Annotated in this window: 8 protein-coding genes; 5 read left to right on the top strand and 3 right to left on the bottom strand. The window is 59.7% G+C overall.

Annotated features, from left to right (window positions below; translation table 11 throughout):
* Positions 1–46 precede the first annotated feature (46 nt).
* Together RYC18_RS05935 and hutU are read right to left on the bottom strand one after the other, a co-directional pair.
* Entirely contained in the window at positions 47–1,015 is a 969-nt protein-coding gene (locus RYC18_RS05935; protein ID WP_005745087.1) for an ABC transporter substrate-binding protein, read from the bottom strand.
* Between the two features lie 113 nt (positions 1,016–1,128).
* On the bottom strand, positions 1,129–2,826 hold the full coding sequence (gene hutU, locus RYC18_RS05930; RefSeq protein ID WP_316884306.1) for a urocanate hydratase: 1,698 nt from the start codon (positions 2,824–2,826) through the stop codon (positions 1,129–1,131).
* A 651-nt stretch (positions 2,827–3,477) separates the two neighbouring features.
* Between hutU and betT the strand changes: the two genes are divergently transcribed.
* Positions 3,478–5,433: a choline transporter BetT gene (gene betT / locus RYC18_RS05925; protein WP_004663279.1), complete on the top strand. Its 1,956-nt coding sequence runs from the start codon at positions 3,478–3,480 to the stop codon at positions 5,431–5,433.
* 160 nt (positions 5,434–5,593) lie between these two features.
* Here betT and RYC18_RS05920 read toward each other — a convergent pair whose 3' ends face one another.
* Positions 5,594–6,640: a LacI family DNA-binding transcriptional regulator gene (locus RYC18_RS05920; RefSeq protein ID WP_316884304.1), complete on the bottom strand. Its 1,047-nt coding sequence runs from the start codon at positions 6,638–6,640 to the stop codon at positions 5,594–5,596.
* Positions 6,641–6,813: 173 nt separating this feature from the next.
* Between RYC18_RS05920 and RYC18_RS05915 the strand changes: the two genes are divergently transcribed.
* From RYC18_RS05915 to mgrA, 4 genes are all read left to right on the top strand, one after another.
* Positions 6,814–9,129, top strand: coding sequence for a TonB-dependent receptor (locus RYC18_RS05915; RefSeq protein WP_316884342.1), 2,316 nt, complete (start codon positions 6,814–6,816; stop codon positions 9,127–9,129).
* Between the two features lie 35 nt (positions 9,130–9,164).
* The gene (locus RYC18_RS05910; RefSeq protein WP_316884302.1) at positions 9,165–10,490 is read left to right on the top strand and encodes an LLM class flavin-dependent oxidoreductase; all 1,326 of its coding nucleotides are present in this window, start codon (positions 9,165–9,167) and stop codon (positions 10,488–10,490) included.
* Between the two features lie 215 nt (positions 10,491–10,705).
* Positions 10,706–11,641 (top strand): sulfonate ABC transporter substrate-binding protein, encoded by a 936-nt coding sequence (locus RYC18_RS05905; RefSeq protein ID WP_316884300.1) that lies wholly within the window; start codon positions 10,706–10,708, stop codon positions 11,639–11,641.
* 81 nt (positions 11,642–11,722) lie between these two features.
* Positions 11,723–12,760, top strand: a complete 1,038-nt coding sequence (gene mgrA / locus RYC18_RS05900) for an L-glyceraldehyde 3-phosphate reductase (protein WP_004654952.1) — start codon at positions 11,723–11,725, stop codon at positions 12,758–12,760.
* The last annotated feature ends 77 nt before the right edge of the window (positions 12,761–12,837 follow it).

Raw genomic sequence — 12,837 nt, 5'->3', positions numbered from 1 at the left:
GTCAACGTCAGGGCAGTCGGATTTGTGAGTCCGACTGCCCTTTCGTTTACAGCGAAGCGTCCACCTTTTTCGCGGCGTCTTCGCTGACCCATTTGTGCCAGACTTCGGGGTGCTCTTTCAGGAAAATCTTCGCCAGCTTCGGCGATTCGATACGTTCCTTGGCCATGCGCCCCAGGTTCTGGTTGAGCAGGTCGATAGGCAGGTTGACCTTTTCCAGGATGGCGACCAGTTCAGGGGCCTCATCGTGGAACACTTTGGACACGCCGACCTTGATATCGATCGTCTTGTTGACCCCGGCTTTCTCCTCCAGATGCACCAGGTCCACCTGGCCCATGAGCGGAGTCGGCGACCAGTAGTAGGTCAGGATCGGCTCGCCACGTTTGTAGCTGGAGAGAATAGCCGCATCCAGCGCAGGGCCGGTGCCCGGGCGGAAGTTGGTGTATTTGCTTTCCAGGCCATAGCTCTTGAGCATTTCGCTGTTTTCCAGCTCGCAGGTCCAGCCAGCCGGGCAGTTGTAGAAGCGGCCTTTGCCGGGTTCTTCCTGATCCTTGAACACCGCCGAATACTGGGCCAGATCGCTGATGGATTTCAGGTTGGGTGCCTTGGCTTCAAGCTTGCGTTTGGCATCGCCTTCGATCACATAGCGGGGCACGTACCAGCCTTCCACTGCGCCAACGATAGGCGCGCCGACACCGACCACTTTCCCGGCTGCGGCGGCCTTGTTCCAGACCTCACTGCGACCGACCCATTCTTCGGCAAAGATCTGGATGTCGTTGGTGCTCAAGGCGTTTTCCATGGCGATGGAATTACCGGGCAGGGCGTCAACGGTGCAGCCGTAACCCTTGTCCAGAACGACCTGCAGAATGTCGGTCAGCAGCATCGCGCTTTCCCAGTTAAGACCGGCGAATTTCACCGGCTTGCCTGATTCGCACCAGCCGGCAGCCTGACTTGCGCCTGCGCTGGCGAGCAGGCCAGCGGATACCAGGGTGGTCAGCAGGGCCTTTTTCATATTCATTATCGATGCTCCTAAGCCTGAAATGGATGACGGCAGCTTCAAGTAGGCATCCGGCCTGTGGGCATGTTCATGCCCGTTCCCCCGAGTCTGTCGGTTTGATAACCGCAGCCCCCTTAACGTCCGATCATCGGCAGGTTCAAGCCCTGCTCTCTGGCACAGTCGATGGCAATGTCATAACCGGCATCGGCATGGCGCATCACACCGGTGGCCGGGTCGTTATGAAGGACGCGGGCGATGCGTTCGGCGGCTTCGTCCGTACCGTCACAGACGATGACCATTCCGGAGTGCTGCGAAAAGCCCATGCCCACGCCGCCGCCGTGGTGCAGCGAAACCCAGGTCGCGCCGCTGGCGGTGTTGAGCAGGGCGTTGAGCAGCGGCCAGTCGGAGACGGCATCGGAGCCATCGCGCATGGATTCGGTTTCGCGGTTGGGGCTGGCGACCGAACCGGAGTCCAGGTGGTCGCGACCGATCACCACCGGTGCCGACAGCTCGCCGCTGCGGACCATTTCATTGAACGCCAGACCCAGCTTGGCGCGCTGACCCAGGCCGACCCAGCAGATACGCGCGGGCAAGCCCTGAAAACTGATGCGCTCACGGGCCATGTCCAGCCAGTTGTGCAGGTGATCGTCGTCCGGAATCAGTTCCTTGACCTTGGCGTCGGTCTTGTAGATGTCTTCTGGGTCACCCGACAGCGCGGCCCAGCGGAACGGCCCGATGCCGCGGCAGAACAACGGACGGATGTAGGCTGGAACGAAACCGGGGAAATCGAAGGCATTGGCGACGCCGACTTCCTTGGCCATCTGGCGAATGTTGTTGCCATAGTCGAAGGTCGGAATGCCCGCTTGCTGGAACGCCAGCATGGCTTCGACGTGTTCGGCCATGGATTGCTTGGCGGCTTTTACGACATTGGCCGGTTCACTGACCGAGCGGACGCGGTACTCGTCCCAGGTCCAGCCTTTGGGCAGGTAGCCATTGAGCGGGTCGTGGGCGCTGGTCTGGTCGGTGACCATGTCCGGACGCACGCCGCGACGGACCATTTCCGGCAGAATTTCTGCTGCGTTGCCGCACAGGGCGATGGAGATGGCTTTGCCTTCGGCGGTGTATTTGGCAATGCGCGCCAGAGCGTCATCCAGATCAGCGGCCTGTTCGTCGACGTAGCGGGTCTTGATGCGGAAATCGATACGGCTCTGCTGACATTCGATGTTCAGCGAGCAGGCCCCGGCCAATGTCGCGGCCAGCGGCTGCGCGCCACCCATGCCGCCCAAACCTGCGGTCAGCACCCAGCGACCCTTGAGATTGCCGTCATAGTGCTGGCGTCCGGCTTCGACGAAGGTTTCGTAGGTGCCTTGCACGATGCCCTGGCTGCCGATGTAGATCCAGCTGCCTGCGGTCATCTGGCCATACATTGCCAGGCCCTTGGCATCCAGTTCGTTGAAGTGCTCCCAGCTGGCCCAGTGCGGCACAAGGTTAGAGTTGGCAATCAGCACGCGCGGGGCGTTGCTGTGGGTCTTGAACACGCCGACCGGCTTGCCGGACTGCACCAGCAGGGTCTCATCATCGTTGAGCTGAGTGAGGCTTTCGACGATTTTGTCGTAGCACTCCCAGTTGCGCGCAGCGCGACCGATGCCACCATAAACCACCAACTCGTTGGGGGTCTCGGCGACTTCCGGGTCGAGGTTGTTCATCAACATGCGCAGCGGCGCTTCGGTCAGCCAGCTTTTGGCTGTCAATTGAGTGCCGCGGGCAGCCCGTACGACGCCTTCGCGATGGCGGGTCCAGTCCTGCTTCAGGTCTTGATTATTCTCGGTCACAAAAAAATCCTCGGCGATCAATGCGAACCAGCCCTTTGAAGGGCGAACAGTGCCTGGCGAAGCAGGCCGATTCAGTCCAGTAGAAAGACAGAATGTCTAGCCTGTCTCTACTTGTACATACAAGCATATGCAATCAGAAGACCAACTTTGTCTGGCGGCTGTTCATTGATCGTTCGATGACCCTGCGGCTCAGTGTTTTCAGGGGGTAGCGGACTTTTCCGAGCAGGCGAACAATGTGTGAGGCGAGGTCAGGCGTGTTACCTGAAGCGTGATTTGCGCGCTTTTGGGGCGGCAGGTAACAGAATGGTGCGGTAAATGTGCGCAGGGTCGCAGGGTCAACATCGGTTATTTATAGATGCCTGAAAAATCCCCGTTGGGAGGGCCTGAATTGTGTTGCCTGAGGATGGGAACGATCCCGCTCAAGCATGCGTCATACCCAAGCCTGAGCGAGCATTCACTGGCCCCCGATTAGTCTTTACGGGCACTTTCATGTTTAAATTGAACGCTCGTTCAAGTTAAACCGGTGGTTCGCTGCCCGCTCACAACAGGAGGCTTACCCTTGCCGTATCCGCTTTTTGCAGTTGGTTTTATCAGTCCGGAGGCACGCAACCGATGAGCTCTCCGAGTACTTCTTCAAGCGGCAACGTCCGCATGAACGCTCCAGTGTTCTACTTCGCTGCGAGTTTTATTCTGATTTTCGGCATCGTCGTGATCGCGTTCCCGCAAGCCAGCGGCGAATGGCTGCTGGCGGCGCAAAACTGGGCGGCCAACACGGTCGGCTGGTACTACATGATGGTCATGACCCTGTATCTGGTCTTCGTGGTGGTCACCGCCTTGTCGGGCTTCGGCAAGATCAAGCTCGGTGCCGACCACGACGAACCCGAGTTCAGTTACCTGTCATGGGCTGGCATGCTGTTCGCCGCGGGGATCAGCATCACGCTGTTCTTCTTCTGCGTTTCAGAGCCACTGACGCACCTGCTGCAACCGCCGCAGGGCGAAGGCGGTACGGCTGAGGCCGCGCGTCAGGGCATGCAGTTGCTGTTTCTGCACTGGGGCCTGCATGGCTGGGGCGTGTTTGCCTTTGTCGGCATGGCGCTGGCCTACTTCGCTTATCGCCACAACCTGCCGCTGGCCCTGCGTTCGGCGCTGTACCCGCTGATCGGCAAGCGCATCAACGGCCCTATAGGCTATGCAGTCGACGGCTTCGGCATCATAGCGACCATTTTCGGCTTGGGCGCAGATATGGGCTTCGGGGTGCTGCACCTCAATTCCGGTCTGGATTACCTGTTCGGCGTGGCACACACCCACTGGATTCAGGTCGGTCTGATTACCCTGATGATGGGCGCGGCGATTCTGGTCGCGATAGCCGGTGTCGACAAGGGCGTGCGCGTCATGTCCGACATCAACATGCTGCTGGCCTGTGCGCTGCTGCTGTTCGTGCTGTTTGCCGGCCCGACTCAGCACTTGCTCAACACGCTGGTGCAGAACATCGGTGACTACCTGGGTGCGCTGCCGAGCAAGAGCTTCGACGTGTATGCCTACAACGAGCCGAGTGACTGGCTGGGCGGCTGGACCGTGTTCTATTGGGCCTGGTGGATTGCCTGGGCGCCATTCGTAGGCCTGTTCATTGCGCGCATCTCGCGTGGCCGGACCATCCGTGAGTTCGTCTTCGGTGTGTTGCTGATCCCGCTGGGCTTCACCCTGGCGTGGATGTCGATCTTCGGTAACAGCGCCATCGATCAAGTGCTCAACCATGGCATGACTGCGCTGGGTCAATCGGCCATCGATGATCCGTCGATGACCCTGTACCTGCTGCTGGAAACCTATCCGTGGAGCAAGACTGTCATTGCGGTCACGGTATTTATCAGCTTTGTGTTCTTTGTCACCTCTGCCGATTCGGGCACGGTGGTGCTGTCGACGCTTTCCGCCAAAGGCGGCAACCCTGACGAAGACGGTCCGAAATGGCTGCGGGTGTTCTGGGGTGTGGCGACTGCACTGATCACCAGCGGCCTGCTGTTCTCGGGCAGTATCGATGCGCTTAAATCAGCGGTGGTGCTGACGTCGTTGCCGTTCTCGCTGATCCTGCTACTGATGATGTGGGGCCTGCACAAAGCGTTCGTCATGGAATCCCAGCGCCAGATTGCGCAACTGTATTCGCTGGCACCAGTGTCCGGCTCACGACGTGGCGGCTGGCGTCAGCGTTTGAGCCAGGCCGTGCATTACCCGTCGCGAGACGAGGTGTATCGCTTCCTTGACCAGACCGTGCGTCCAGCGATTGAAGAAGTGACAGCGGTGTTTGTCGAGAAGGGCTTGAGCGTGGTCAACGTACCTGACCCTTCCAACGACTCGGTGACCCTGGAAATCGGTCACGGCGAAGAGCGTCCGTTCATCTACCAAGTGCAGATGAAAGGCTTCTTCACCCCTTCGTTCGCCCGTGGCGGCATGGGTTCCAAACAGCTGAACAACCGCCGCTACTACCGCGCCGAGGTTCACCTGAGCGAAGGCAGTCAGGACTACGACCTGGTGGGCTACACCAAGGAACAGGTCATCAACGACGTGCTCGACCAGTACGAGCGGCATATGCAATTTCTGCATCTGGTGCGGTGATAGGGGATTAAGAGCACCTGTCGTTCCTCACGCTCTGCGCCACGCCCCATGTTCAGGCGAGGACGCAGAGCGTCCAGAACGGCATGCGACGCGGAGCGTCGCACGATGGCTGAGGTCATCGTTCTACGCCCCCCAGCGTAGGCTCGAGATTGCGTCGGGCTCATGTACTCTCCCGCTCCACCAATCTGCACTCCAGCAAATTCAGCCGTTGTATGTCTCCCTCCACCGGCAACACGCCAAGGCTTTCAAGCACACGCGTTGCGGCCAGTACGCCGATCTCCAGCGCTGGCGGTTTGATGGTGGTCAGGCTAGGGAGCATCATTTCTGCGAAGGCGTAATCGCCAAAGCCCATCACGGCACAATCCTTCGGTATATGCAGGCCTGCGCGCTGGCTGGCGAGCAGGGCACCGGCTGCCAGGTTGTCGTTGGCGAAGAAGATGGCGTCGGGGCGCGGTATTTGGCTCATTAGTGTTTCCATGGCCTGTTTGCCTGCTTCGAACGGCGCCCGTCCGGCGTCCGGGACAAAGACCCACGGTTTGATGCCGAGCCCTTCAAGTGTGGCGATATAGCCGTCACGCCGCTCCAGTGCGCTGAAGTCGCCTGCAATGCTGTTCTGCACGAACGCGATGCGGCGGTAGCCCTTGTCGTACAAATAGCGGGCTGCCGTGACGCCGACGTCATAGTGAGAAAAGCCAATCTGGATCGGGCTGCGTTCGGGCTGGTGGTCCCAGGTTTCGATCACCGGGACATCGGTCTGCTCGATCATTTTCTCGGTAGCCGGGCTGTGGAAACGACTGGTCAGCACCAGTGCTGCCGGTGACCAGCCCAGAAACGCCCGCACTGCGCTTTCTTCCTGTTCGGCGGAAAAGTAGCTGGAGGCCAGCAGCAACTGGAAACCATGCTGGCTCAGCGTGTCACTGAAGCCCTGAATGGTGTTGGCGAAGATAGGCCCGGAGATATTGGGAATCACCATCGCTACCACCCGGCTGCGCGCCGACGCCAGGCCGCCTGCCACCAGATTGGGCACATAGCCCAGCGCATTGACCACGGCTGCAATTCGCTCACGCAGTTCAGGCGAGACTTGCTCCGGCTGATTGAAATAGCGCGATACGGTAATGGCCGAGACACCGGCCTCACGCGCCACTGCCGTTATCGTCACCCGGCCTGCGCCTCGGCGTTTGCGTGTCGCAGGTTTCTCGTCGGCCATGCTCGATCACTTCGTATAAAAGTAAAAAGAATATAAAACTAATTTTTCAGTATTGGACGATCTATTCGCCGTTTCCTGATACTGGCCATGTTAGCGCTAACAAAGATGGTTTGTCTGCTACTCGCCACCGCGAATGCCCGGACCCCGGTTTAGCCAGCAATCAACAGGCGCCAGTGCGTATCGCATTGTCGGATCAGGGCATATTTCAGGTAGGCACGCAGATGCACACAACACGTGGGGATGGCGTCAAATACACACTTCTGGCGCAAGCCATCGATCAGGCTCATGTGGCGCGGGGGCGCCGTTATGGCTGGCTGTTGATGGGGCTTGCGGCGTTGCCGTGGGTTCCGGCAATGGCAGATAACGCAGCAACGCAGAGCACTGAAACGGTAGCGCTGGAGTCCGTCACCGTAACGGCCACGCGCCGTGAAGAGTCGTTGCAAAAAGTACCGGTCGCAGTTTCGGTGATTCAGGGCGAGCAACTGGAGCGGGACAATCGCAACGGCGTGGCCAGCATCGTTCAGCAAGTGCCTTCGCTGAATTTCCGTACCGGTGCGTCCAACAAGGACACCTCGCTGTTCATTCGCGGTGTCGGCACCATTTCCACCTCGCCGGGTGTCGAGCCGACGGTGGCGACAGTGATCGATGGCGTGGTGTATGCACGTCCGGGCCAGGCCACGCTGGACCTGCTCGACCTTGAGCGCATCGAAGTGCTGCGCGGCCCGCAAGGTACGTTGTTCGGTAAGAACGCCTCGGCTGGCGTGCTCAACGTCACCACCAAGGCGCCGACCGAAGAGACCCACGGTTACATCGATCAGTCGTATTACAGCGGTAACGAAAGCCGCACCCGTTTCGGCATCGGCGGCAGTTTGATTCCGCAGACCCTCAAGGGCTCGATTACCACACTGTTCGGCAGCTATGACGGCAACGTCGACAACAAACTCAACGGTCAGGAAGTCAACGGTTACAACCGCAAGGGCGCGCGCGGCAAGCTGGAATTCACACCCAACGACGACATCACCTTCACCCTTGCCGCGGACTACATGCAGTCCCATGACGACGCGCCCAATGGCGTAGTGAGCAAGGCGCTGACCCCAGCGTTCGCCAGTGCGCTGTCACCGGTGCGCGCCGACAGTGACAACCGTGATGTGCTCAGTGATTACCGCAGCCATGTCGAGGACGTCAACAAGGGCCTGTCGGGCCAGCTTGACTGGCAACTGGGCGATTACACCCTGACCTCCATCACCGCCTGGCGGGGCTGGGATAACACCCAGTATCAGGATGGCGACCGTCTCGGCACCGTCACCGCTGCATTCCCCGGCACCGAAGACAAAGGCGATCTGGAGTTCAATCAGTACTCTCAGGAGCTACGTCTGGCATCGCCAAAGGGCCAGTTTGTCGAGTATGTCGGCGGTCTGTTCTATATGCATGGCAAGAGCGACGAGACCTACCAGCGCACGCTCATCACGCCAACCCGTCAGGACCGTGGTATCGCCGATTACAGCACCACCACCGACAGCTATTCGGTATTCGGCGAAACCACCTTCAACTTCACCCCGGACTTCCGTGCGATTGCCGGGGCGCGCTGGACCCACGATGATCTGGAATACGACCATCGCCGCGTTTCGACATCGGCGACCACGGTCAGCGGCATTCAGCCTGCGACCAGCAGTTCCGGTTCGGTGGACGAGGATGGCAAGTCCGGTCGGCTGGGTCTGCAGTACGACCTGAGCGACAGCGTGATGACCTACATCACCTACTCGCGCGGCTATAAAGGTCCGGCTTACAACGTGTTCTTCAACATGCAGCCGCGTGACACCGACGCTTTGAAACCGGAGACCTCGAACACCTGGGAAGTCGGGGTCAAGGCCACCACCTGGAACAATCGCCTGACCACCAACCTGGCGGTGTTCCATAGCGATTACGATAACTATCAGGCGAACTTCTTCGACAGCGTTGCCGGGCAGGTCGTTACGCGGCTGATCAACGCAGGCAGTGTCAGTACTGAAGGCGTCGAACTGGATTACGCCTTGCAGGCCACCCGTAACCTGAAATTCTCCGGCGCGCTGTCTTACACCAGGGCGCGCATCGACAGCTTTGCCTGCCCGGCCGGTGCAGCGGCGTCGTGCAACGTCGATGGCAAAACCCTGCCGTATAGCCCTGACTGGAAAAGCTACGTTCGTGCCGACTACACCATCCCGCTGGACAACGGTCTGGATATCGAGCTGGGCACCGATTACAGCTGGCAGAGCGAAGTGCAGTACGACATCAGCCAGAACCCGGACACCAAGCAGGGCGCTTACGGCATCTGGAATGCCAGCGTGGCATTGGCCGATTACAACAGTGGCTGGCGCGTGGCGCTGCTCGGCAAGAATCTGGCAGACAAGTCCTATTCGCCGATGCTGGCCACCGGTGGTAGCTATGTTTACCGGTCTGTACCGCGTGATGACGAGCGTTATTTCGGCGTACAGCTACGCAAGGATTTTTGAGTCGTGGCACGCGGTAACACAGTAAGGAGTGAAGAATGAGCACGACTGCTCGACAGATGAAACTCGGCGCTTTTCTGATGGCCACTGGGCACCACATTGCGGCTTGGCGTCACCCTGATGTGCCTGCCGATGCAGGGCTGGATTTCAAGCACTATCGGCACGTGGCCAGGGTCGCGGAAGCGGCGAAATTCGATACGTTGTTCGTGGCCGACAGCGTGGCTGCCGCCACTGGCGATATCGCCAGCCGCATGGCCCGTTCTGATCATTTCGAGCCGCTGACCCTGCTCTCGGCGTTGAGCGCGGTGACCGATCACATCGGTCTGATCGCGACGGCGACCACCACCTACAACGAGCCGTATCACGTTGCTCGCAAGTTCGCCTCGCTGGATCACTTGTCCGGGGGGCGAGCGGGCTGGAATCTGGTGACCTCCGATGCCGCCGCCGAAGCGCAGAACTTCGGTCGCGCCGAGCATGTGGGGCATGCCGAGCGTTATAGCCGCGCACGGGAGTTTCATCAGGTGGTGACCGGCCTGTGGGACAGCTGGGCAGATGACGCGTTTACCCGCGACAAGAGCAGCGGTGAATATTACGACCCGGCCAAATTACATGTGCTCAATCATCACGGTGAGCACTTCAGTGTCAAAGGCCCGCTGAACGTGGCGCGTTCGCCGCAAGGGCAGCCCGTGGTTGTGCAGGCGGGTTCCTCTGAAGTCGGCCGCGATCTGGCGGCGCAGACCGCAGAAGTGGTGTTCACCGCACAGACCTCGCTGGCCAGTGCCCAGGCGTTTTATGCGGACATCAAGGGCCGCCTTGGCGCATACGGACGTGACGCAGATTCGCTGAAAGTCATGCCCGGCGTGTTTATTGTCGTGGCCGAAACCGAGGCGTTGGCGAAAGCGAAATTCGAGTCGTTTCAGGAGCTGGTCGAGCCTCAGGTGGGTGTCGCCCTGTTAGGCCGTATGCTGGGCAATTTCGACCTGTCGGGGTACCCGCTGGACGGCCCGTTGCCAGAGCTGCCGCTGACTGATAGCGGCCAGCGTAGTCGGCAGAAGCTGCTCACCGAACTGGCCGATCAGGAAAACCTGACCCTGGCGCAACTGGGACGGCGGATTGCCGGTGGGCGAGGGCATTACAGCCTGATCGGTACGCCTGAGCAGATCGCCGATGAGCTGCAAACCTGGTTCGAACACGGCGCGGCAGACGGCTTCAACGTGCTGGTGCCGCATTTGCCGGGAGGTCTGGAAGACGTCGCGCAATTGCTGCTGCCGGAGCTACAGCGGCGCGGGCTGTTTCGTACCGAGTATGAGGGCACGACCTTGCGTGAAAACCTGGGCTTGCAACGGCCTGCTTACAAATTTTGATCGTTGCCGCATGCAAGTCCTGATGAGCGCAGAAAGCGGGCTTCTGCCCGCAGGGCGTGGGAGCGACCGGGGCGGTGGTCCGCATTGTTCGTGAAGACGGTATTTCAGACGATGAATTTTCAGTGCTTGTACCGGCCCTTTCGCGAACAAGTTCGCTCCCACGGCCTTCGGCCAGAATCAAAGGCAGATTTTTATACAGAATTAAGGGATCCCCCATGAAACCATTCACGTTTATCGCCGCCATTCTGGCTTTCAGTGGCCTGTTCGGGACAGCTGCTGCCGACGAACCTGACACGCTGCGCATTGGCTATCAGAAGGGCTCGATCACGCTGGTGCTGGCCAAGGAACATGGCCTTCTGGAGAAGCGCTTTGCTGCTACAAAAGTCAAATGGATCGAATTCCCGGCCGGGCCGCAGATGCTTGAGGCTTTGAATATTGGCAGTCTGGACATTGCGTCCACCGGTGACATCCCGCCGATCTTTGCTCAGGTCGCAGGCGCAGACCTGGTCTACATCGGCGCAGAACCGGCCAAGCCACAGGCGGAAACCATACTGGTGCGCAACGAAAGCCCGCTGCACAGCGTGGCAGAGCTGAAAGGCCGCAAGGTCGCACTTCAGAAAGGCTCCAGCTCGCATAACGTGGTGTTGCGCTTGTTGAACAAGGCAGGGTTGACGTTCAAGGATATTCAGCCGATTTACCTGACCCCCGCCGATGCCCGCGCCGCCTTTGAAAACGGCAGTGTCGATGCCTGGGCAATCTGGGACCCGTACTACTCCATCGCCCTGAACGAAGGCCATAGCCGCCTCTTGGCCAATGGAGAAGGACTTGGACTGTCCGGGCCGTTCTATACCGCACGCCGGGCTTTTGCCGAGAAAAATGCGGCGTTTGTGCAGCAGGTTCTCGACGAACTGACGGTGGCCGATGGGCTGACTCGCTCGCAACGCAACGAAAGCATTCAGATCCTGGCGCGCAGCATGGGCTTGTCCGAAGCGGTCATCACTCAGTATCTTGACCATCGGCCTGTATCACCCAGCCTGCCGATCACGCCGGAGATCGTAAGTGCGCAGCAGGCGACCGCTGATCTGTTTTACGACAACCACTTGATACCCAAGCGGGTCGACATTCAGCAGGTTGTCTGGCAAAAGCCATGATTCCGGCGTTGCGAACAGGCGTCGCCTGTTCGCAAACGCAATCAAGACGCCTCGAATATCCCCCAGACAAGAGAGGATTCAATGACCTACATCGCTGCCGAAAATCGTTACGAAGACATGCCTTATCGCCGTACCGGCCGCAGCGGGCTGGTGCTTCCGGCACTGTCTTTGGGCTTGTGGCACAACTTCGGTGACAGCACGCCGATCGACACCCAGCGTGCCATGCTGCGCACGGCGTTCGATCTGGGCATCAACCATTTCGACCTGGCCAACAACTATGGCCCGCCGTACGGCAGCGCCGAGATCAACTTCGGCCGTCTGCTGCGCGAAGACTTCAAGCACTACCGTGATGAACTGATCATCTCCAGCAAGGCTGGCTGGGACATGTGGCCGGGCCCATACGGACAGGGCGGTGGTTCACGTAAATACGTGCTCGCCAGCCTCGACCAGAGCCTGCAGCGCATGGGGCTCGATTACGTCGACATCTTCTATTCCCACCGTTTCGACCCGGACACTCCGCTGGAGGAAACCGCCAGCGCGCTGGCCACCGCGGTTCAGCAGGGCAAGGCGCTGTATATCGGCATCTCGTCGTATTCCGGGGCCAAGACCCGCGAAATAGCGGCGTTGCTCAAAGAGTGGAAAGTGCCGTTGCTGATTCACCAGCCGGCTTACAACCTGCTCAACCGCTGGGTCGAGAAAGACCTGCTCGACGCGACTGAAGAGCTGGGCGCTGGCGTGATCGCGTTTACTGCGCTGGCCCAAGGGCTGCTGTCGGACAAGTACCTGAACGGCGTGCCCAAGGATGCGCGGGTCAATCGTCCGGGCGGCGGCTCGTTACAGGCTTCGCACCTGTCCGAGCAGAACATCGCCCACGTGCGTGCGCTCAACGAAATCGCCCAGCGTCGTGGTCAGAGCCTGGCACAAATGGCCCTGGCCTGGACGCTACGTGACCCGCGCGTGACGTCAGCGCTGATCGGTGCGAGCCGTCCCGAGCAGATTGTCGAAAACGTCGGCGCGCTGAAGAACCTGGCGTTCAGCCCGGAAGAACTGGCCGAGATCGACAGCTTTGCGGTGGAAGGCGGAATCAACCTGTGGGAAAAACCATCACTGGCTGAGTGATGCGGTGCTGAGCTGCGCGTTACACGCAATTCCTGAGATGACTATCGTTCCCACGCTCCGCGTGGGAATGCAGTTCT

Source organism: Pseudomonas syringae group sp. 247E2, from assembly GCF_032587795.1.
Lineage (GTDB): Bacteria > Pseudomonadota > Gammaproteobacteria > Pseudomonadales > Pseudomonadaceae > Aquipseudomonas > Aquipseudomonas amygdali.
Note: the sequence above shows the minus strand (reverse complement) of the source record. Positions and strands in the feature narration are given on the sequence as shown.